Raw genomic sequence first — 21,544 nt, 5'->3', positions numbered from 1 at the left:
TAAGAACCTGTTTACGATCTACTGCGCGTCGGCGGGATGGATAGAAATGGGCGTTGAAACCGAGCTCAAGATGCTCATGTACCGCGTGTAGATTCCGCATTTTCTCTGGTTCTCGCCTGGTCTCGCCCTCGCTCGCCAGGCATTGAGCCGGCTCCAAGAACGGCTTCACTCCTCCGCGCCGGCGGCGACACCTCGCCGCCGGCCTCATGCCAGCGCGCTAAGCATCCTCATCCGCCGCTGAAATCGCTTCACAAGGCGCGGCCGGCACGGAATAATGGCCTGCTGGCTGTCTTTAACAATCCGGGGAACGAGATCACGAATGCGCGCGCTTTCGCCTCCGGCCCCGCCGCAGGCCTGGCCCGTCCCGCCATTCCACCCTCCGTTTCCTCGGCCGGCCAAACCGGCGGCGCAAGCGTTCCCTGCCGCCAAAACTTTGCGTAATGGCCTATACCAAGCCTGATGCCGGAGCGAAACCGGAGCCGCCGCCCGCGCAACAGCGTACACAGGTTCAGAGACATAACCATGGCGCAAGGCGCAGCCGCGCCGCCATCTGTTGGGACACTCATATGCCTGATGCCAAATCATTGCGGAGCCAGCCGATACAAATCGCCTTGCTGGATGATCACCTGATGGTGCTGAACAGCCTGGCCGGCCTGCTGGCCGATGAAACCGACTTGCACGTGACCGGACAGTTCAGCAGCAGCGCGCCGCTGATCCAGCATCTGGCGCAGCGCGACGAGGTGGACGTGGTGGTCACCGACTACGCGCTCAGCCCAGGCGACATCGACGGCTTCAGCCTGATCCGCGGCTTGCGCCGGCGCTTCGCCAAGGTGCGCATCCTGGTGATGTCGGCCTATTACACCCCGGCCACGGTGGCGCTGGCGCTGCGTTGCGGCGCGCACGGCTTCATCGGCAAGGAGCAGAGCCTGGACGAACTGGCCGCCGCCATCCGCCTGCTGGCCGACGGCCATAGCTATCTGAGCCCGGACATGAGCGCGGCGCTGGACGAAACCTGCGCCAATCTACCGGCGCCGCAGAAGGCGATGCTGCGCAGCCTGCTGGACCTCCCGGAGTTGTCGCCGCGCGAACGCGAGGTGCTGCGCTGCTGTCTGGACGGCATGACGGTCAGCGACATCGCCGTCAAGTTCTCGCGCAGCATCAAGACCATCAGCAATCAGAAGCAGTCGGCGCTGAAAAAACTGGGCCTGCGCAGCGACAACGAGTTGTTCAAGCTGCAAAACCGGCTGGTCAATCCCTGACGCCATGCGCGCGCGCCCCTTGCTGCCCTGCTGCCTGTTCCTGGCGCTGAGCCTGCTGTCAGGCCACGGCCACGCCGGCTTCAGCGCGGCGGAACGCGCCTGGCTGGCCAAACACCCGGTGGTGCGCTACGCGATAGACCCGCACGGCTGGCCGATCGAATACATGGAGGACGGCGAGCACCGCGGCCTGACCCAGGCCTATCTGCGCCGCATTTCCGAGATCAGCGGCCTGCGCTTCGAACTGGTGCCGGTGGCCAACCGCCAGCAGGCGGTGGACATGATGCTCAACGGCCGCATCGATCTGCTCACCGCGCTGTCCTCCGGCCTGATCCCGCCCGAGGTGAGCCGGCGCATCCGCTTCAGCGATCCCTATTTCTCCGGCAGCACCGTGCTGGTCACCCAGCCGGACAAGCCCATCGTGTTCAGCACCGCCAAGCTGGCCGACAAGACCATCGCGGTGGAAAGCGGCGACCCCTACGAATACTTTCTGCGCGAGAACTTCCCCGCCGTCGACATCGTGGCGACGCCCACGCCGCTGGCGGCGCTGGACGCGGTGGCCGACGGCAAGGCCTACGCGGCGGTGGGGCTGGACGCGGTGATGCAGTCGGTGATTCGCCGCCGCTATTACGGCACGCTGCGCATCGCCGGCAGCGTCAGCGAAATGCCCAGGCTGGTGTCGATGGCGGTGAACAAGAACCAGCCGCGGCTGCTGTCCATCATCAATGGCTCGCTGGCGCAGCTGACCGCGGACGATACCCAGCAGATACTGGAAGGCTGGCTGCAGACCACCGACTACGGCGCGCCGTCCTGGCGCTCCATCGCCCGCTATTACGCGCTGGAATCGAGCCTGGCCGCGCTGGCGCTGTTGCTGCTATTGATTTTTGCCCAGCGCGCCCACACCGCGCGCCGCGCCGCCCAGCGCAGCGAGGCGCAAAAATCCACTTTTCTGGCGGTGATGAGCCATGAGATCCGCACGCCGATGAACGCGGTGCTGGCCTCGGTGGAGCTGCTGCGCCAGGCCGAGCTGCCGCCGCGCGAGCGCGAGCTGGCGGCGCTGGCCAATGCCTCGGCGGTGAATTTGCTGGAGCTGCTGGACAATGTGCTGGACGTGTCCAAGCTCAACGCCCAGCGGCTGCGGCTGGAACCGCTGGCCACCGACGCGGCCGGGCTGGCCAGCGGCGTGGCGGCGATCTACCGCGCCTGCGCGGAAAAAAAAGGCCTGACGCTGCAACTGGAAATGAAGGAGCTGTGCCGCCGTCTGCTGGTGGTGGACCCGGTGCGCCTGCGCCAGATCCTGAGCAATCTGCTCAGCAACGCGGTCAAGTTCACCCGCCACGGCACGGTGCGTTTGAATCTGGAATTGCAAGACATCGAGCAGGACAGCGCGCAATTGCGCGTGCAGGTCAGCGACACCGGCATCGGCATCGCGCCGGAGCAGCAGGCCAAGCTGTTCCAGGAATACGCGCAGGCGGACGATACCCAGCGCCGCTACGGCGGCGCCGGGCTGGGCTTGTTGATCTGCCGGCAATTGGTGGAGTTGATGGGCGGCCGCATCGCGCTGACCAGCCTGCCGCAACGCGGCACCACGGTGACCTTGTGGCTGCCGGTGCGCCATGTGCCGGCCGTGGCCGCGGCGCAAGCGGAACCGGACGCCGCCAGCGCGCCGGCGGCGATCCATGAGGACTGCGACCCCATCCTGGTGGTGGAGGACCAGCCGGCCAATCGCTTCATCATCGCCCAGCAGCTATTGCAGCTGGGCTACCGCGCGGTGACGGTGGAAAACGGCGCCGCCGCGCTGGCGCTGCTGGACCAGGGCCAACGCTTCGCCATGGCGCTGCTGGATTGCAATCTGCCCGGCATCAGCGGCTACCAGCTGGCGCTGCGGCTGCGCCGCCACCCGGCCTTGCAGTGGCAGCCCCACTTGCCCATCATCGCCATCTCGGCCACCACCGGCATCGAACACCAGCAGCGCTGCCTGGACAGCGGCATAGACAGCTGCCTGACCAAGCCGCTGCGGCTGGCGCAGCTGGAACAGATGATGAGCTTGTGGCTGGACCACCACCCGGCTCCGCAGCCGGCGACGGTGCCTGACGACGCGTTGGCCCAGTTGCTGAGCCACAGCTGCGACGCCGACGCCGCCGCGCTGCGCCAGGCGCTGCAGGCGCGGGACTGGCCGCAGGCGGAGCATTACGCGCACCGCCTGCACGGCGTGGCGCTCAGCGCCGGCCTGCCGCGGCTGCCGGCGCTGGCGGCGGAGATGCAGACCCTATTGCGCCAGGCGCAGCCGGACGCGGCCCGGCTGCAAGCGCTGCTTCAGGCGCTGGAAGCGGCGCTGCCGCAAGCGGAGCCGAGCGGCGACAGCTGAGCCACGCGTTCGGCCAGCCGCCGTTCCACCACCTGACAGACATGGGCCACGGTCTTGATGTCGACGATGTCGTCGACGCCAATCTCGATGCCGAACTCATCGTTCAGCAACAGCACCATGTCCAGCAGCTCCATCGAGTCCGCGTACAACTCGTCCACCAGCCGCGCCTGCGGTTGCAGCTTGGCTTCTTCCACCGACAGACAGCAGGCCATCACCGCCACCACTTGTTGCTCAAGACTGACTGCCACGGTTGCGCTCCCGGATGCGGTTGGGGTCTAGATGCAGGCCGTCGGTGGTCAGGGTGACCCCGGAAGGCGAGCTCAAGGCTTCGCCGCGCCGTGATTCGGCGGCGGCGTCCAGGCCCAGCCCGCTCAGCAGTTCCACCACCAGCGGATTGGCCGGCTTGCCGCGCGGCAATAGATTAGCCTCGCGGATCAAGGTGCGCGCAAAACTGCCCAGCGCCTGGCGCTGCCGCTCCAAGCCCGGATGCTCGGCCAACACTTGCCGCAGTTGCGCGGCGTCGTCGCCCAGCGCGCCCGCCTTGCCATCGGCAAAGTCCTTCAACACCCCGCTTTGCTGGGTGCTGTTGCCCGGTAACACGCGGTTGCGCAACGCTTCAAACTCGCGCCTTTGCGCGAAGGGCTGCGTCGCGTCGGGTTCCAGGGCGCCGCGCACCGCGCGGATCAGCTCGCTGCCGGCGTCCAAGGCGAAGGCGCGGCTGCGCAGATAAGCCTGGGTTGGCAACGTGTACAGATTGCCGTCGCGGAACTTGAGCCCGTCGAAGCCGCCACCGTCTCGTTCTGCCGTCGGCGCCGCGGCGTCCGCCGTCGGCGCGCGGCCAGGCTGAGACGCTTGTCCATTGGCCTCCGGTTCGCCGGCCGCGCTCTGGCCGGCGGCGGCGTTCAAGACTTGGGACAAGCCGTCCGCCACCTGGCGCGCGGCCTGATGCAGACTCGAGCCGGCACCGGCGGCCGGCGCGTCTCCGGCCGACAAGCGAACCGCTTGGTCCAGCGGCGTGCTGGCCGCTTGCTGGATGTCGATGCGTTCGGCCCGCAACTCGCCTTCCACGCGCCGGCCAGCCGCGGTGTCCAGCACATGGGACAAGCCGTCGGCCACCTCGCGCGCGGCCTGATGCAGGCGAGCGCCGACATCCGCCGCTGGCGCGTTGCGCGCTTGCAGGCCCAAACCGTTCAGGAATTCGCCCAGCAAGGGATTGACCCGCCCGCCCGGCGGCACCAGATTGGTTTCCCGAATCAGGGTTTGCGCAAAACCGCCCAGCGCCTGACGCTGCCGCTCCAGGCCGGGATGTTCGGCCAACACGCCACCCAGCCGGCGCGCGTCGGCCGCCAGCGCTTCCGGCGCGCCATCGGCGAATTGCCGCAGCAAATCGTCTTGCTGCATGCGGCCGCTGGGCAACATCCGGTTGCGCAAGGCTTCGAACTCGCGCCGTTGCGCGAAGGGCTGCGCCGCGTCGGGCTCCAGCGCGTCGCGCAGCGCCTTGATCAGCTCCCGGCCGGCGGCGTGGCCATCCAGCGTCGAATGAAAAATCTGGCTGCGCAGATAGGCTTGGCTGGGCAGATTGCGCAGCGGGCCGCCGCGGAAGGACAGCCCGGAGAACTCCCCGCCCAGGCTGGCGGTTTGCGGCTGCGCTGTCGCGTCGAGCCGCGCCTGGCGCGCGGTTGCGTCCAGTTTGCCCGCTTGCGCCGCGCCGGGAATGGGCGCCGCCAGCGTGTCCTCGCCCAAGGCCGTGTTCATCAGTTCGGACAAGGCGCCCGTCACCTGGCTGGCCGCGTGCCGCAAGGCTTGGCCGGCATCGGTCTGCGTGCCCTGTTCCACGCCGGAAGGCGCGCCGCCCAGGATCGCGGTCTGCGGCTGCGCCATCGCATCCAGCCGCGCCTGGCGCGCGGTCGCGTCCAGCTTGCCCGCTTGCGCCGCGCCGGGAATGGGCGTCGCCAGCGTGTCCTCGCCCAAGGCCGTGTTCATCAGTTCGGACAAGGCGCCCGTCACCTGGCTGGCCGCGTGCCGCAAGGCTTGGCCGGCATCGGTCTGCGTGCCCTGCTCCACGCCGGAAGGCGCGCCGCCTAGGGTCGCGGTTTGCGGCTGCGCCATCGCATCCAGCCGCGCCTGGCGCGCGGTCGCGTCCAGCTTGCCCGCTTGCGCCGCGCCGGGAATGGGCGCCGTCAGCGTGTCCTCGCCCAAGGCCGTGTTCATCAGCTCGGACAAGGCGCCGGTCACCTGGCTGGCCGCGTCCAGCAAGGGATGGCGCGTCTCAGAGACGGTAGCCTGCTGCGGCGTGGGCAAGTCCTGGCTGCGGGCGATTTGCGGCGCCGGCATGCGCAAGGACGTCACCAGGCGCGAAGGCGCTCCGCCGTGATGGCGGTTGCCCTTGTGCACATCGCCCAGATAGGTGTCGCCGCGCTTGTTCCAACGCCGGTTGTCCTGACGGTTGTCCTGGCTGTTGTCGTTAAAGTTGAAGTGGTAATGCACCTCCTGCGGCCGCGGCGTTTCGCCCGGATCCGCCGGGCCGGGGCTAGGCCGAGGGCCCGGACCGGGATCGGGCTGATCGGCGCGGACCGGCTCCGGCTGTTGCGGGTCTTTCGGGCCCTGGCCCAACCCCTCCAGCAGGCTGCGCAGCAATTGCGGCAGGATGGCGACGGTATCGAGGTCGCGCGCCAGCGTGCCCACGCTGACGCCGCGCTGCTCTATCAACTCCCCGCGCCGCAGCCGCAGTTCTTCAAACGCCTTCATCGCCGCGCTGTCCACCAGTTCGGTTAGGCGCTGACAGGTGCTCTCGTCCAGCTGACGCCCCAAGTGGGACTCGACGCGGGACAGGATGAAAGGCACCACCTCGCGGCGCATGAAGTCATTGCCCAGCTGCAACACGCCGCCTGGACATTGCCGCTCCATCATGACGGCCAGCTTGTGCTCCAGCTTGCTGCGCTGCTGATACTGCTTGTCGGTTCTCGGCGTCCACGGGCCAAAAGCGGATTTTTCGCCCAGGCCGTCCTTCAAGATCTTGTCGGTGTACTGCTGCGCCAGCCCGTCCAGCGCCTGGCGCGCCTGTTCGCTCAGGCCCTCCTGCCGGCTCAACTGACTGTAAACCTTGGCGAACTCGGCGATTTCCAGCTTGGCGTAGCGGTTGGGCGAATCCTGATACAGCTCGCCCAGACGCTGGGACTGCGACGAGGCGGCGAACAATGCCGCCACGCTGTCGCGGCTGTAGTCGGCCTTGTAGCTGGCCAGATCGGCCAGCGAGTGGCGACGCGGCGGCGCCGCGTCGCTGCTGCGCGCCTCGCTCAACCGCCGCGCCAAGGCGCTGGCCGGTCGCGCCGGTCCATTCAACAGCGCGGACAGGTCCGGGCAGGAATGGGCGCGTGATAATCCGGAAAGTCCCGGCATGATGATCTCCTAAGAGCCTGCTCAGGATTTTGCGGGCAAGAGCGAGACAAGGCAAAACCAGCGAAAAAGCGGAATGTACGAGTGGTACATGAGCATTTTGAGCTTGTTTTAACACCGTATCGCCACCGCGCAGCGGTTCGTGAACAGGTTCTGAAATGTTGATGACGGTTGACGACAAGCTGGGGCCAGGGGCGGCCGCCCGCCCGGCCCCAGGCGTCAAACCGCCTGCTTAGCCTTGCAGGAAGGACTTGGCGGTTTCGGTGCAGCTGCTGATGGTGCTGCTGAGCACCTTGACCAGGTTGTCGTACAGCGAGTTGGCGTTGCTGTATTTCTGGGTCAGCGTCTGCAGGGTGTTTTTCAGGTTTTCTTCCTGCGCCTTGAAACCGGACTGCCAGGCCTGGAATTTGGCGTTGTCCATTTCCACCGCCGAGCCGCTACCCAAGGCGCCGACATCGCGGATCATGGTGTCGACCGGCGTCATGTCGATCACCACCACCCATTTGCCGTCCGCCGACTTCTGCACGCAGGAATCCGGCAAGCCCATCTCCTTGGCCCACTTCCTGGCGTCCTCTTCGCTGCCGCCCTTGATCGGATCCGTCGACTTATCCTGCGAGGGGAAGAGCACCGCCGCCTTGTTGGGCAGGGAGAAATCCGATTTCAGCTTTTGCAGCGCGGCCTTGAGCGCATCGACGTCCAGCTTGACCTTGTTGCCGTCGCCGCCGGGTTTGATCCAGTTCGCCATCTGCGACAGGATGTCGCTGAACGCCTTGTAGAACTCGGTGTACTGGGCCACCACGTTTTCGTACACGCCCAGGTAGCCGTCCTTGATGTCGCCGATGGCCTTGCTGATCATTTCCCACAGTTCGCGGTCGGAGATCATGTCCTTGGCCGCGCCCGGCGCCGGCGCCGTGTACAACATCGGCGCGGCAAATTCCCGCGCCGTGGGCGGAGCGTCGGCGAACACCTCGGCGATATCCGCCTGCAGCTTGGACTGTTGCTCGGCGGACATCACGTAGCCGCTTTGCGCCAAAGCGCCCAGACCGCTTTTGAGTTGCTGAGTATTCAGCGTCTGCATGTCGCGGGCCTGGTCCAGCCCCCGCGTCAGCGCGCCGCGCTGGAATGCCACGCGCTCGGCCGGCGGCGGCTCGCCGCCGGCAATCGCCGCCTGCCAGCGCTGATCCGCCAGCTTGCTTTCATAGGCGGTCTGCCCTTCGACGCTGCGGCGAGCGGCCTCGTTGGCCTGGCGCAGCGCGTCGGCCTTGTTCTGAGCGGTATTGAGCGCGAACAGCTCCGGCCCTTGCGGCGCGGCGGCGCGGGTTGCGACAGCCTGGCCGGCGACATCGGCGCGCGGCGCGGCGGCCGGGGTTTCCATCGTTTGCGGCCGCGTCAGCGGCAAGGAGGATGTGGTTTGAATGCCGTTCATGGGGATTCCCCTGCTTGGCCAGCGCCGAGACAGACGCCCAGGCGCTGGCGGGATGAATGGTGTGCAAGGCCGGCCCGACCGGGAAGGCCGGGCCGGCGGACGAAGCCTGGGACGGCCCGGTCCGGTTGCGGGCTAGCGGATCAGGCGCGGATGTTGCCGGCCACCGCGCCCATGGCCGCGCTCTTGGATTGGCTGATGCTGTCCAAGGTGCGCAGCAGCTCCTGGATGAAGCTGTCGGATTTGCGGCTGCTCTCGCGGGTTTCCTCGGAGGCGGTATTGGCCACGCGGCTGGAAGCCTGGCTGATCTGCTGCTCGGACTGCTCCAGCGTGGAAGCGTAGCGACCGGAGCCGCCGGCGATATTGCTGGCCGCGGACGAGCTGTCCATGATCGCCTTGCCGGTGGTTTGCTTGGCCTGAGCCTTGAGCTTGGTGTCGTCCATCGTTTGCTGCTCGATCTGGCTCTTCACCGGCAAGTCCTCGCCAGCGCTGCCCAATGCGGCTTCATGCGGCTTGCCCAGGTTCTGGTTGCTGGACTTCAAACCGATCTTGTCGCCAGCCATGCCGTCCGCCACGCTGCCTGCGGCGTTGGACTGCGTGCCCGGCTCGCCAGCGCCCAGCTTGGCCGCGCCTGGCTGCGACTTCAGACCCACGTGCTTCAGGCTGTCCGGTTCCGCGCCCAGCTTGACCGAGTTCTGTCGGTTCAGCGTGGTCTGGATGTTGCGACTCTCGTCGCCGGCCTTGGCCAGCTTGGGCGCGTTGTTCTTCAATGCGCCGCGTTCGGCGTTGATGCCGCTCAGGCTCTTCTTGGCGCCGACGCCGGTAATCGCCATCTGGCCCACGCCCTGGGCGATGCTGCTGGACAGGTTGGCGATGCCTTCGCGCACCATGGAGGCGGCGGTGGCCTTGGTGGCGTCGAAGCTGACCAGCGACAACTTGGTGCTCAAGGCGTTATCGGCGGTGCGCAGCGCCGACATCAAGACGATGGCGGCCACCAGCAGCGCCACGCCGCTGGGCGCCATGCCGCTGATATCGAAGGATTTACCCTGTTCGGCCTGTTCCTTGACCTTGTCGTTCATCAGCTTGCTGACGCCGGACTCGACCTTCTGATACACCGCGCCCAGGTCCTGGACAAATTCCGGGTCCTTGGCTTTTTCGCTCAGATAGGCCTTCAGGCCGTCGGTCACCTGCTTGCTCACCTCGGCGGACGGCGGGCGCAGTTGCGGGCCGCTCATCGCCTCGGCCAGCGCCTTGCCGTCGCGGCCGGCGCTGTTCAGGATGGGCAGGATGTCCTTGATGTCCACCAGCGACTTGGCCGCCAGCGATTTCTCGGCCGCGCCGGATTCCGTCGTGGCGGGTAACAGCGTGTGGAGGGACGAGGTGTTGATAGTGTTCAGCATGCTATTTTCTCCTGACTCAAGCGTGGCTCTGACGCAACACGAAACGGCCGGCCTCGGCATTCTGCTGCAGCGCGGAAGACATCATCGTGGTCAGTTCCTGAGTGATTTTCTGGGTGTTGGCGAAGGCTTCCACCGCCTGCTTCAGCCATTGCTCGATCTGATCCATCGCGGCGCGCGCCAGGGTGAAGTCGGCCAGCGCGTCGCTGGCGTTCTTCATGAACACGCCTTGCGCCACATTGCCGCCGGCCTGGGTGGTGGCTTGCGCCACTTCCCCGCCCACCACCACGCGGTTGAGGGTGTTGGCCATCAGTTGCTTGGAGGCGGCGTCGGTGCGCAGGCCCAGGCTGTTGGCCAGGCGCTGGAAGCCCTGGGTCAACATCTTGCTGCCGTTCTTGGCCAGTTCCTTCAGCACATTGGGCACCATCTTCTTGATGGCGTCGCCCATCAGCTTGCTGAGCGCGCCGCCCAGCTTGCTGGCGGCGCCCTTGCCCACCACGGCCACCACCACCATCACCGCGACCATGGCCACCGCGGCCAGCACCGCGCCGATGATGGAGCCGGCCAGCTCGGCGGTCTTCTTGTCCACCCCCATGCTTTCCAGCGCCTTGGTAATGGCCTTGCCTATCAGGTCCATCAAGGGTTTGAGCACCTTGTCCATCAAGGGCTTCAACGCCTCCTCCATGAAGGACACCCCGGTGGTGGCCTTGACCACCTCGTCCGCCACCATCAGCGCGACGCCCACCGCGGCCAGCGCCAGGCTGGCGCCGCCGGTGAATGCTGCGGCCACGACGCTGACCACCGTCAGCACCGCGCCTAGAATCTTGCCAATGCACCCCATGGTGCGATTGAGTTCTTCCGCCTTGCGCACTTCTTCCTGGTACTCGGCGGATTTTTTGTCCATTTCCTTCTGGCGGCCTTCCTGCAAGGCCTGGAACAATGCCAGATCGTTTTTCAGGCTTTCTTCGCTGTTCTTGCCCACCAGCTCGACGAACATCGCCATCAACATGGTTAGCTTGGCCACGTTGGACAGGTTGTCCTCGCCGGTTTTGCGCGCGACATCGCCGCCCACATTGGCGCCCTGCACCTTGCCGGCCAGGTCATCGGCGATCTTGCCCTTTTCCACCGCCACCACGCGGGCCTTCTCCGCCACGTCGAACGCCTTGTCGGCTTTCTGCTTGGCTTGCACGGCTTCGCTGGAGGCCTGCTGGCTGGCGGCCTGGGCGTCGGCGTAGCCCGGATCGTCCGGCGACATGCCGTTCAACTTGGCCAGCGCCGCGTCGGCTTTCTTCTGGGCGGCGTCCGCGGCCTGTTTGGCGCTGTCGTAGTTGCCCACCGCGTCTTTCAGCGCCTCGGTGGCTTCGCTCGCCGCCTTGAACGCGTCCTGGAACTCTTTGGACAGTTTCTCGCCCATCGCCACTTGCGCTTCCATCATCGCGCGCCAGGTGGCGATGCGGCTTTCCAGCTGCGACAGCGAGACATTGCCCAGCAAGGACATCAACTGTCCCAGCAGCAGCGTCAGCTTGCCCGCGCCGTCCAGCTCTTCCTTGGCCTTGGCCGTGGGCTGGGTCAGCGGCGGCGTGTTCAAGTCGCTGCGCGGCTTGGCGGCGCCGGCGGCGTCGCTGACGCGCAGCGTGAACAGCGCTTGCGCCGACTTCTGCGCGGCGTCGACGAATTTCTCGCTCGCCTGGGTGTTGCCCGATAGCGCTTTCGCCAGCTCGGCACTGCCAAGATTGAAGCCTTGACCGATAGTGTTACCGCTCATGCTTGCTCCTTTTCCTGCTGACGGGATTGCTCGGCCTCCGTCTCCTGCAAGCTGTCCAGATACACTTGGGCCTTGGCGCGCAGCGACTCGTCGTCGCTCTGCTCGCACACCAGCTCGAAACACTGCCTGGCCTTGGCCGCCTTGCGCATGAACAACTGGCACTGGCCGGTGAAGAACACCGGCCGGTAGTCGTTCTTGCTCAGGGCGAAGGCCACCGCGTACAGATCGGCGGCCTTCTGGAACTGTTTCTTGAGCTGGCACACGGCGGCCAGTCCCATGATGTAATCGGGGTTGTAGAAGTCGTAGATGCACAGAAAGCGGAAGAAGGTTTCCGCTTCGTCGAGCCTTCCCTTGTTGTAAAAATCGTAAGCGTGGGCGTACAGGCCCTCCATCATGTCCGGCGGGATGCCGTGCACGTCTTTCAGGGTGGCGCCCGCGCTTACCGCTTCCCAGACCATCTCTGCCAAGCGGTCGTCGCTGACATTGTCTTCAGGGTTCATCAAACATCTCCTAGTCGCTGTCACCAACCCGGCAGAGCTGGCTAGAGACGACGGTTGTCTTGGGTATGGAATGACCGTCGTCGCTGTCATTTAACAGCGCGCGGCCGGGGGAAACATTCAGGAATCGCTCATGGCGGCGACGCGGCGGACATCCGGGCGAGATCAATACGGTCTTGCCGGCTTTGGGACCGCAGCGGCCAGGGAAGAGACTGGCTTAGCCAGGCGAGCGCCAGTTCACGGTCTCGCGCGCGTTGAGGGCGCGGATGCGCTCAGCCCTCCTGACCATTTCGCTTATCCACAGAAGCGGGCGTGCCGGCGGATTCATCCACAGCAGGCCCGGCGGCGTTCGCCTCCTTCCCCTGCTCCGCCGCCGCTAGCGGCGATGGCTCCGGCGCTGCCACGCCGGCGTTTTCCACCTGCTCCAGCCACATCAGCAAGCGCAGCACGTCCTCCACCTCGTCCAGGCTGACCAGGGAATAGCGGCGATGGCTGGCGAAGATGCGCCGCGCCAGCGGAATGTCGCGCACCACCGGCACGCCCACTTTTTCCGCGTAGGCCCGCACCGCCAGCGCGCGCTGATTGGTCTCCATCACCGAGATGAAGGGAATCGGCAGCAGCTCGGGCTTGAAATAGATGCCGACGGCGATATGGGTGGGGTTGGCCACGATCAGGCGCGAGTTTTCGATGTCGGACTTCACCTGCTCGGACAGGATTTCCATGTGCGCCTCGCGGCGGCGCGACTTGATCTCCGGGTTGCCCTCCTGCTCCTTCATCTCGCGCTTGACCTCCTGCTTGTCCATCTTCATGTCCTTCATGAACAGGAAGTACTCGGCGATCGCGTCCAGCAGCAGCACCGCCACGATGCAGCCCAGGCAGGTCAGCACCAAGGCCAGCAGCAGTTCGCGCCAGATCGCCGCCATGCCGATCGGGTCGCCGTTGAGCTGGGCGAACAGCAGCGCCTTGTGCTTGTGCCACAGCACCAGCACCGCCACCACGAAGCTGGTCAGATACAGCAGCGCCTTCACCGCCTCCTTCACCGTGCGCAGGCTGAACAGCTTCTTGAAGCCGTTCACCGGATTCAGCGCTTCCAGATTGAGCTTCAAGGCCTCGCTGGCCAGCACGAAGCCGCTTTGCAGCAGGGAGGGCAAGGCGGAGGCGACGATGCAGAGCAGGAAGATGGGCAGCAAGAGCTTGATGCCCAGCCAAACCACCGCCTGGGCATAGCCCTGCATGTCCTGCTGGAAACCGCCGGCGATCACCTGGCGGAAAGCGCCCATCAATTCCACCAGCGAGCCGAAGGACACCAGGTAGGCGACGCCGCACAGGGTCAGGCAGGCCACCACCAGGTCGCGGCTCTTGAAGGACTGGCCTTTCTTGGCCGCGTCCTGCAGGCGCTTGCGCGTCGGTTGTTCGGTCTTGTTCGACATCTCAGCGCACCGGCGCGCCCAGCCAGCCGGGCAGCGCCGCCGCCGGCACCACCAGCCGCGCCACCGTGTCCGGCAGCACCGGGCCGAAATACATCAGCATGATCAGCAAGGCCACCGCGCTCTTCACCGTCAGCGACACCGCGAAGGCGTTCATCTGCGGCGCGAAGCGCGACAGCAGGCCCAGCACCGCCTCGGACAGCAGCAAGGCCGCCACCACCGGGCTGGCCAGCACCACCGCCTTGCTGATCACCTGGTTGAGCAGGCTCAGCGTCGGCGCCAGCGCCGGCGCGCACACGCCCAAGGGGTCGCACAATTGATAGCTCTGGCGGAACAGGTCCAGCATCAGGCCCATGCCGCCGCCTTGCAGATAGACCGCGGCGGCGAACAGATTGAACAGATTGGCCAGCTCCGAGGTATCCACGCCGTTGGCCGGGTCTATGCTGCTGCTCAGCGTCGCGCCGCGCTGGTTGTCTATGATGCTGCCCAGCGCGTGGAATACCCAGAACGGCCAGGCCAGCAGGCAGCCCAGCAGCAGGCCCACCGCCGCCTCGCGCGCGATCAGCGCCAGGAAGGGCAGCGCCTGGAAGGCCGGCAGCGCCTCCACCGGATGCGGCCACAGCCCCAGCGCCACCAGCATGGTGGCCGAGGTGCGCACCACGCCGCTGAGCACATTGCTGTTCAGGAAGGGCAGGATGAAGAACACCGGCGCCACGCGGGCGAAGCCGAGCGCGGCCGCGGCCACCCAGCCGTGGATTTCGAAGAACAGGCCAAACTGCATCCGTCTCAGCCCCGGGCCAGCGCCATGCGCATCACCTCCCGGCCGAAGCCGAGCAGGGTCTCGCCGTACCAGCCGGACAGCAGGAACAGGCACAGGCTGACGCCGAACAGCTTGATGCCGAAGGGCAGCGTCTGTTCCTGCAACTGGGTCACGGTCTGGAACAGGCCCACCAGCAGGCCGATGGCGGTGGCGACGATGATGGGCCAGGCCGACATCAGCAGCACCAGGTACAGCGCCTTGTTGCCGGCGAACACCAGATCATTCATAGCAAAACTCCAAAATTGAGGCGGGCGGCATCGGCAGCAAAACCGAGCGCAGCGGCCGAGGCAAGGCGCGCCGACGCAGGCAGTACCCGTCGTACGACAAGGAGGCGCAACGCAGCATCGGCGGTTTTGCCCCCTACAAAGCCAAATCCAGGTACTGCAACACCAGCCCTTTCGACAACAAGGTCCAGCCGTCCAGCGCCACGAACAACACCAGCTTGATCGGCACCGAGATCGTCACCGGGCTCATCATCATCATCCCCAGCGCCAGCAGGATGCTGGAGATCACCAGGTCCACCACCACGAAGGGCAGGTAGAGATAGAAGCCGATCTTGAACGCGCTCTTGATCTCGCTGAGCGCGTAGGCCGGCAGCAAGGCGAAGATGGACGGCTGCTCGTCGGCCTCGGCATTGCCGGTTTCGCGCTCGGTGCGCTGCGCCTGGGCCTTTTCGAAGAAGCTCACCAGTTCCGGATCGGAATACTTCTGCAAATAGCCGCGATAACCGTCCAGGCCGTTCTCGACGAAGTTGCTCACCGATTCCACGCTGTTGAAACTGACCTGCTCTTCCTGGTAATGGCTGTAGGCCTGCTGCGCGATCGGCAGCATCACGAACATCGACAACATCAGCGCGATGCCGTTGAGCGTCATATTGGACGGCACCTGCTGCAGGCCCAGCGCGTTGCGCACCATCACGAACACGATGGAGAACTTGATGAAACAGGTGCCGGAAGCGATCAGGAAAGGCAGCAGCGTGGCGAAGGCCAGCAGCGCGATCAGCGAGATATCATTCGACATCGGCGGCTCCGCCCAGCCACTCCGTCACTTCCACCCCCAACTGACCGGCCAGCTGCACCAGTTCGCCGCGCCCCAGCAAGGCGCCGTTGGCGCGCACTTCCACCCGCCGCTCGGCGTCGGCCGGCAGTTCCAGCAGCCGGCCCCGGCACTGCGCCTGCAATTCCGCCAGCGTCATCCGGCTGCGGTGCAGCACGAACTCCAGTTCCACCGGCAATTGGCCCATATCGCGCGCCGGCGCTTCCGGCTCCGCCGCCTGTTGCGTTTCATCCCATTCCATGACGATTCCTTCTTCGTACGATTGATAAGAGCCCAGCGCGCGATCGTGGCAGCGCACCGCCGCCGCCGGCTGGCGGATCAGCAGCACATCGCCGCGGCCGACCTCGCGCAGCAGGCCCAGGCTGATGCGGCTGTCGCCGATGACGAAGCGCAGCGGCCAGCTGAGCCTGTCCGCCAGCTCCGGCGCCGCGTCGGCGTCCACTTCCGGCGTCTGCTCCAGCCACAGCGGCCCCTCCGCGCTCATCACCCGCAGCAGCGGCTGGCGCGGCAAGGCGTCGCCCGGCCCCGCCTCGCCCAAGCGCAGGCGCTGGTAAGCCAGCTCCGGCATCGGCAGGCTCAGCGGCCGTTCCGCCGCCGCCAGCCACTGCGCCGCCAGCGCCTCCACGCCGGCCGACAAGGCCAGCCGCGCCAACTCCGGCGCCGCGTGTTCCAGCCAGGCGCGCGGCTGCAGCCAGCCCTGCCAGCGCCGGTCCGCGTCGCTGACCGACAGCCACAGGCCGTCGCGCGGCGGGGTTTCCAGCGCCGCGTCCCAGCCTTGCCGGCGCCAGGCGGCGGCGGCGAGGCTCAGCGCGCGTTCGCGCGCGTCTATCCGTCTGAGCGCCAGCATCAGGCATCCTCCTCCTCATCGCGCTGCGGCTGCCGCCGGCCTTGCTCATGGCCATCGTCGCGCGCCATCTGCCATTGCTGCGGGTTGCCGGACTGCCATTGCTCGCCCAAGCGCTGCTGCACCAGGCTGTCCGAGGGCTGCAGGCTGAGCACGCCGCCGGGCTGGCTCTGCACATTGACCGCGTGCTCGCCGCCCCAGCGCTGGAAGCGGTAAGTCAGGCCCGGCTGCGCCGGCTCCGGCGCGCTGGGCGCGTACGGGGCCGGCTGCGCCTGCGCCGCGTCCTGGCGTGGCCGCGCCGGCGGCGCGGCTTCGCGCGCCGGCAGCGCTTGCGCCTGGGCTTGCGGCGGCGGCGCGGCCACGGCGCCGACGGGAGCGGTCTCGTTCTTGCGCGCTTCGCCGCCTTCGCGCGCGGCGGTCGGCGCCGGACCGGACATCGGCGTCGCCACCGACGCGGCGGACTCGCTACGCGGCGCTTTCGGCGCCGCCGGCATCAAGGCGGCGGCCGGCGGCGGCGTCTCGCCCTTGGCCTGCGCCTGTTCCATCTTGACCGCCGGCGCCTGCTCCATCTTGAGCGGCGCGTGTTCGGCCTTGGGCGGCGCCACCGCAGCGGGCGCCACGCGGACCTTGGCCGCGGCGGCGGCCAGCGGCGCCAGGCTGGCGGCGTGTTCGGCCGCCAGCGCGGCGACATGCGCGCCTTGCGGCCGCGCCGCGTTCTTGCCGTGGGCGTCCGGCCGTTCGCCGTCGCCCAAAAGCGTCTGGCCACGCTTGCCCGGCGCGGATAGCGCGGCTTCCGCCGCATGGCGGCCGCCGGCGCTCAGCCGCGCCGCGCTCCACTGCGGCGGCAGCGGCGGCTGCCAGGGCAAGGCCGCCGGCAAGCGGGAACGGTCCTGCTCGTGCTCGCCGGCCTCGCCCTCCTCGTCGCGGTCCGGATCGGCGGCGTCCTGGCGCTGCTTTTGCGCTTCGCGGGCAAAGGCTTCCGCCGCGCCGTCGCCAGCGGCGTCCGGCGCCGGCCGCAGGTCCGCGCCCGGCGCGGGAATCGGCGTCATCGCTTCCATATCGTCCTCTCTTCCTGCTCGGCCTCGTCCAGCCGCAAGCGCCGCATGCGTTCCTGGCGGCGTTGCAGCTTGGCCCAGCGTTGATACTTGTCTTCCTTGCGCAGCCATTGGCGGCGCAGTGTCTGCTGCGCGTCGCGCAGGCCGCTCAGTTCTTGCCGCTGCTCCTCCAACTGCCCCTGTTGCAGATCCAGCTGCTGCAACTGGCGACGCAGCACCGCCTGCTTGCGTTGCAGCGCGAACAACTGGCCGCGGCTCATCGCCCCGGCTGGCCGCTGCGCCAGCAGCAGTTGACGCAGACCCTGGCCCTGCAAGGCCAGCGCCTGTTGTTCGGCCGCGAGGTCGCCGTCCCGGCGCGCCAGTTGCAACAGCTCCGCCTCGCAGCGCTGCTGCGCCGCCTGACAGCGGCGCAGCAGCGCGCCCAGCTTAGGCAGTAAGCGCATCCAGGCTCCGCAGCGTGACCTCGAACGGCGAGTGCTCGTCCAGCGGCTGGCGCAGCCATTGCCGCAATGTCTCGCGCGCGCTCATCGCCCGGTCGTTGTCGGCGTTCTCGCCGGGGCGGTATTCGCCCAGGTCGATGAACACCTGCAGTTCCTCCAGCCGCGCCAGCAGCGCGCGCAGCGCCGAGGCCGCCTGCAGATGGCCGCCGCCGCAGACCTGGCCGGCCACGCGGCTGGCGCTCTTGAGCACGTCGATGGCCGGGTAGTGGCCCTGACCGGCCAGCTTGCGGCTCAGATAGATGTGGCCGTCCAGGATGGAACGGATCTCGTCCGCCATCGGGTCCGGCTCGTCGTCGCTTTCCAGCAGCACGGTGTAGAAGGCGGTGATGCTGCCGCCGTGGGTGGCGCCGGGGCGCTCCAGCAAGCGCGGCAGGCTATCGAACACCGAGGCCGGATAGCCGCGCCGCGCCGGCGGTTCGCCGGCGGCCAGCGCCACGTCGCGCAGCGCGCGGGCGTAGCGGGTCATGGAATCGACGAACAGCACCACTTTCTTGCCCTGGTCGCGGAAGTATTCCGCCACCGTGGTGGCCAGCAGCGCCGCGTTGCAGCGGTCCACCGAGGAGAAGTCCGAGGTGGCGAACACCAGCGCGCAGCGATCGCGCTTGGGCGAGGCGCGCAGCGCCTCGGCGAACTCCGTCACTTCGCGGCCGCGCTCGCCGATCAGGCCGACGACGAAGACATCGGCGTCGCTCTGCTCGATCAGCATGTGCATCAACATGGTCTTGCCGCAGCCGGCGGAGGCGAAGATGCCGACGCGCTGGCCGACGCCGCAGGTCAGCAGGCCGTCGATGGCGCGCACGCCGGTGGCCAGCGGCTCGCGGATGCCGACGCGCCGCGAATACGGCGGCGGATCGGCGTCGATGCCGCGTTCCTCGCCGCCGACGCCGGCCTCGGGCGCGAAGCGCTCGACGATGCGGCCGGACGGGTCCAGCACCGCGCCCAGCGCCGATTCGCCTATCCAGGCGGCCAGCGCGCGGCCGGTGGGCTGCAGCAGCGCCTCGCGCGACAGGCCGCGCGCGTTGCCGATCAGGCTGAGCACCGCGCGCTCGCCCTGGAAGCCCACCACTTGGGCGCGGGCCACCACTTCGCGGTCCTGCCAGCTGCGGCGGATGTCGCACAGCTCGCCTATCGCCACCTCGGGCAGCGCGGCTTCCAGGATCGGGCCGGACAGGCGTTGCGGATACGCCAGCCGGCGCAGCAGGCGCGGCGCCCTCATCGCAGCAGCGACTCGCTGAAGCGCTCCAGCGCGTCGAAGTAGCCGTTCAAGGCCTCGGAGAAGCGCTTGCCGTCGGCCAGACAGTCCGGGTGCACCATCGCCTTCAGTTCCAGGTAGCCGTCATTGGCGGCCAACTGCAGCTGGCCGCTACGGGTGAAGTGGCAGCCCTGCATCAGCTCGCGCAGCAGTTCGGCGGCGCGCTGGGCCAGCACCGCCTCGTTGTGCTCGGCCAGCCGCGACCACAGCCACACCTCGCCGTCCTGAGCGCTGACATGGATGCTGGGCAGATCGTGCAGATCCAGCGCGATGGTGGAATGGCTGTCCAAGTCGCCCAGCAGGGCGGGATCGCAGCCGCTCTCTTCCAGCGCGGCGCGGACCAGTTGGGCGATATCCATGGCGAACATAGGCGGAATCCTTTTTTAAATGGTTTTGATCACGTTCACCGACACGCTGTCGGCGATTTCGCCGAAGGACACCACTTCCAGATCGCGGAAGCGGGTTTCGACCAGTTTCTTGATGAAGCGCCGCACGTCCACCGAGGCCAGCAGCACCAGGTCCTTGTGCGCGATGCCCAGGCCGTCCAGGCCGAGCGCGAACAGGTCCATCAATTCGTCGGAAGCCGCTGGCTCCAGGTTGAGGAAGGCGCCGGCCGAGGTCTGGCGTATGCCCTTGCGCACCATGTCCTCCACCTCGGCGGACATCATCACCGCGCGCAATTCGCCGCCGCTGGCGAACTTGTGGCAGATGTAGCGCGCCAGCGCGCCGCGCACGTGTTCCACCAGATTGATCACGTCCTTCTCGCGCGGCGCCCACAGCGCCAGCGCCTCCATCACCAGCTTCATGTTGCGCACCGAGATGCGCTCGGCCAGCAGCCGCTGCAGCACCTCGGCGATGCGCTGCACCGTGGCGTGGCGCAGCACTTCCTTGAGCAGGTCCGGGTATTTGGCTTCCAGCTGGTCCAGCATGTGCTTGGTTTCCTGGACGCCGAAGTATTCGTTGACGTGGCGCGCCAGCAGCGCGGCCAGGCAGTGATAAAGCTCGTCCAGCGCCGGGCGCAGCTGGTAGCCCAGCTTGGCCAGCTTGTCGCCGTCGGCCGGGCGCACCCAGGCGCACTGGCTGGCGCCCTGGGCGCTGAACACCGGCTGCACGCCCAGCGCGGCGGCCTCGTCCGAGTAATTGACCACCCGCAGCAGGTCGAAATGCAGTTCGAACTCGTCGGCGCGGATCTCGTTGATCAACACCGCCACCCGGTTGTCGGCCAGGCCTTCGCCGTCGCGCAGCAGCATGTCCGGCAGCCGCACGCCGTAATCGATGAAGAACTGGCTGCGCAGGCGCTCGGCCAGTTGCGCCTGCTCCAGCGCCGCGCGGCGCGCCTTGGGCACCAGCAGGATCAAGGGCACGGTTTCCGCCGCCACCTTGTCCAGGTTGCCGATCAGGCCCAGCGAGCTGTCCTTGCCGCCGGCCGCGCCGGAGCCTTCCGCCTTCGGCGCCTGGGCCGCGCCCGGCGCGCCCTTGCCGGCCATGCGGCGCTTGTAATAGAACAGGCAGCCCAAGGCCGCTGCCAGGATCAGGAACACGATCAGCGGGAAGCCGGGCAGCATGCCCACCGCCAGCGCCAGCACCGCGGTCACCACCAGCACGAACGGGTTGCCCAGCAACTGGCTCATGATGTTGCGGCCCATATTGTCGCTGTCGCCGTTGACGCGGGTGACGATGAAGCCGGCGCTGATGGCGATCAGCAGCGCCGGAATCTGCGCCACCAGGCCGTCGCCGATGGTGAGCATGGTGTAGGTGGACAGCGCGGTGGACAGGTCCATGCCGTGCTGGGTCATGCCCACGGCGATGCCGCCGATGAAGTTGACGAAGATGATGATGATGCCGGCGATGGCGTCGCCCTTGATGAACTTCATCGCGCCGTCGAAGGAGCCGTAGAGCTGGCTTTCACGCTCCAGCACGCTGCGGCGCTCGCGCGCGCCGTCGGCGTCGACGATGCCGGCCTTGAGGTCGGCGTCAATGCTCATCTGCTTGCCGGGCATGCCGTCCAGCGAGAAGCGCGCCGCCACCTCGGCCACCCGTTCCGAACCCTTGGTGATCACGATGAACTGCACCACGGTGACGATGGAGAACACCACGAAGCCCACCGCCAGGCTGTCGCCGATCACGAACTGGCCGAAGGTGTTGATGATCTCGCCGGCGTCGGCCTCGATCAGGATCAGGCGGCTGGTGCTGATGGACAGCGCCAGCCGGAACAGGGTGGTGATCAGCAGCACCGAGGGAAAGGTGGAGAAGCTGAGGATGCGGTCGATGTAGAACGAGCCCATGAACACCAGCACGGCGATCACGATGTTGAGGCCGATCAGGAAGTCCACCAGATAGGTGGGCAGCGGGATGATCAGCATCGCGATGATCATCACCATCAACAGCAGGATCAGCAATTCCGGACGCGAGCGCGCGCCGTTGAGCAGGGAGTTAAACACCGTTAGTCATCCAAAGCGATTCGATAATCTGACAGCGGGCCGCGGCC

At 67.2% G+C, this 21,544-nt stretch carries 18 protein-coding genes; 2 read left to right on the top strand and 16 right to left on the bottom strand.

The window, feature by feature from the left end; genetic code table 11:
* Nucleotides 1–566 precede the first annotated feature (566 nt).
* Both VI26_RS05650 and VI26_RS05645 read left to right on the top strand, forming a co-directional pair.
* Complete coding sequence (locus VI26_RS05650) at nt 567–1,259, top strand: response regulator transcription factor (protein ID WP_048408775.1); 693 nt, start codon at nt 567–569, stop codon at nt 1,257–1,259.
* Nucleotides 1,260–1,263: 4 nt separating this feature from the next.
* Nucleotides 1,264–3,624 carry an ATP-binding protein gene (locus VI26_RS05645; protein WP_053074248.1) on the top strand — a complete coding sequence of 787 codons (2,361 nt, stop codon included), beginning with the start codon at nt 1,264–1,266 and terminating at the stop codon, nt 3,622–3,624.
* Here the strand turns inward: VI26_RS05645 and VI26_RS05640 are convergent.
* The 16 genes from VI26_RS05640 to VI26_RS05565 all read right to left on the bottom strand — a co-directional run bounded on the left by VI26_RS05640 (nt 3,573) and on the right by VI26_RS05565 (nt 21,497).
* Nucleotides 3,573–3,872, bottom strand: a complete 300-nt coding sequence (locus VI26_RS05640) for an acyl carrier protein (protein WP_156183755.1) — start codon at nt 3,870–3,872, stop codon at nt 3,573–3,575. The two genes, VI26_RS05645 and VI26_RS05640, sit on opposite strands and share 52 nt — an antisense overlap.
* The gene (locus VI26_RS05635; protein WP_048408774.1) at nt 3,856–7,023 is read right to left on the bottom strand and encodes a hypothetical protein; all 3,168 of its coding nucleotides are present in this window, start codon (nt 7,021–7,023) and stop codon (nt 3,856–3,858) included. Before VI26_RS05635 ends, VI26_RS05640 begins: the two co-directional genes overlap by 17 nt.
* Before the next feature lie 229 nt (nt 7,024–7,252).
* Nucleotides 7,253–8,446 carry a type III secretion system needle tip protein SctA gene (gene sctA, locus VI26_RS05630; protein WP_053074246.1) on the bottom strand — a complete coding sequence of 398 codons (1,194 nt, stop codon included), beginning with the start codon at nt 8,444–8,446 and terminating at the stop codon, nt 7,253–7,255.
* A 140-nt stretch (nt 8,447–8,586) separates the two neighbouring features.
* Entirely contained in the window at nt 8,587–9,843 is a 1,257-nt protein-coding gene (locus tag VI26_RS05625) for an IpaC/SipC family type III secretion system effector (protein WP_197081393.1), read from the bottom strand.
* 16 nt (nt 9,844–9,859) lie between these two features.
* Nucleotides 9,860–11,605: a type III secretion system needle tip complex protein gene (locus VI26_RS05620; RefSeq protein ID WP_048408773.1), complete on the bottom strand. Its 1,746-nt coding sequence runs from the start codon at nt 11,603–11,605 to the stop codon at nt 9,860–9,862.
* On the bottom strand, nt 11,602–12,105 hold the full coding sequence (gene sicA / locus VI26_RS05615) for a type III secretion system translocator chaperone SicA (protein WP_043640891.1): 504 nt from the start codon (nt 12,103–12,105) through the stop codon (nt 11,602–11,604). Before sicA ends, VI26_RS05620 begins: the two co-directional genes overlap by 4 nt.
* A 269-nt stretch (nt 12,106–12,374) precedes the next feature.
* On the bottom strand, nt 12,375–13,532 hold the full coding sequence (locus VI26_RS05610) for an EscU/YscU/HrcU family type III secretion system export apparatus switch protein (RefSeq protein WP_082150902.1): 1,158 nt from the start codon (nt 13,530–13,532) through the stop codon (nt 12,375–12,377).
* 1 nt (nt 13,533) lies between these two features.
* On the bottom strand, nt 13,534–14,310 hold the full coding sequence (gene sctT, locus VI26_RS05605) for a type III secretion system export apparatus subunit SctT (RefSeq protein ID WP_048408772.1): 777 nt from the start codon (nt 14,308–14,310) through the stop codon (nt 13,534–13,536).
* A gap of 5 nt (nt 14,311–14,315) precedes the next feature.
* On the bottom strand, nt 14,316–14,576 hold the full coding sequence (locus VI26_RS05600) for an EscS/YscS/HrcS family type III secretion system export apparatus protein (protein ID WP_019104573.1): 261 nt from the start codon (nt 14,574–14,576) through the stop codon (nt 14,316–14,318).
* 133 nt (nt 14,577–14,709) lie between these two features.
* The gene (locus VI26_RS05595) at nt 14,710–15,369 is read right to left on the bottom strand and encodes an EscR/YscR/HrcR family type III secretion system export apparatus protein (RefSeq protein WP_048408771.1); all 660 of its coding nucleotides are present in this window, start codon (nt 15,367–15,369) and stop codon (nt 14,710–14,712) included.
* A complete protein-coding gene (locus VI26_RS05590; protein WP_053074245.1) occupies nt 15,359–16,252 on the bottom strand; it encodes a YscQ/HrcQ family type III secretion apparatus protein in 894 nt (297 codons plus the stop codon). Before VI26_RS05590 ends, VI26_RS05595 begins: the two co-directional genes overlap by 11 nt.
* Nucleotides 16,252–17,307, bottom strand: a complete 1,056-nt coding sequence (locus VI26_RS05585) for a type III secretion system needle length determinant, SpaN/EivJ family (RefSeq protein WP_048408769.1) — start codon at nt 17,305–17,307, stop codon at nt 16,252–16,254. Before VI26_RS05585 ends, VI26_RS05590 begins: the two co-directional genes overlap by 1 nt.
* Nucleotides 17,295–17,747: a hypothetical protein gene (locus VI26_RS05580; RefSeq protein WP_048408768.1), complete on the bottom strand. Its 453-nt coding sequence runs from the start codon at nt 17,745–17,747 to the stop codon at nt 17,295–17,297. Before VI26_RS05580 ends, VI26_RS05585 begins: the two co-directional genes overlap by 13 nt.
* Nucleotides 17,731–19,020, bottom strand: a complete 1,290-nt coding sequence (gene sctN, locus VI26_RS05575; RefSeq protein ID WP_048408767.1) for a type III secretion system ATPase SctN — start codon at nt 19,018–19,020, stop codon at nt 17,731–17,733. The genes VI26_RS05580 and sctN overlap by 17 nt, the downstream gene beginning before the upstream one ends.
* On the bottom strand, nt 19,017–19,424 hold the full coding sequence (gene spaK / locus VI26_RS05570) for an SPI-1 type III secretion system chaperone SpaK (RefSeq protein WP_048408766.1): 408 nt from the start codon (nt 19,422–19,424) through the stop codon (nt 19,017–19,019). Before spaK ends, sctN begins: the two co-directional genes overlap by 4 nt.
* Nucleotides 19,425–19,439: 15 nt before the next feature.
* On the bottom strand, nt 19,440–21,497 hold the full coding sequence (locus VI26_RS05565; protein WP_082150901.1) for an EscV/YscV/HrcV family type III secretion system export apparatus protein: 2,058 nt from the start codon (nt 21,495–21,497) through the stop codon (nt 19,440–19,442).
* Nucleotides 21,498–21,544 lie beyond the last annotated feature (47 nt).

It is taken from the genome of Chromobacterium sp. LK1 (assembly GCF_001043555.1).
Lineage (GTDB): Bacteria > Pseudomonadota > Gammaproteobacteria > Burkholderiales > Chromobacteriaceae > Chromobacterium > Chromobacterium aquaticum.
This window is presented reverse-complemented; position numbering and strand designations above follow the sequence as displayed.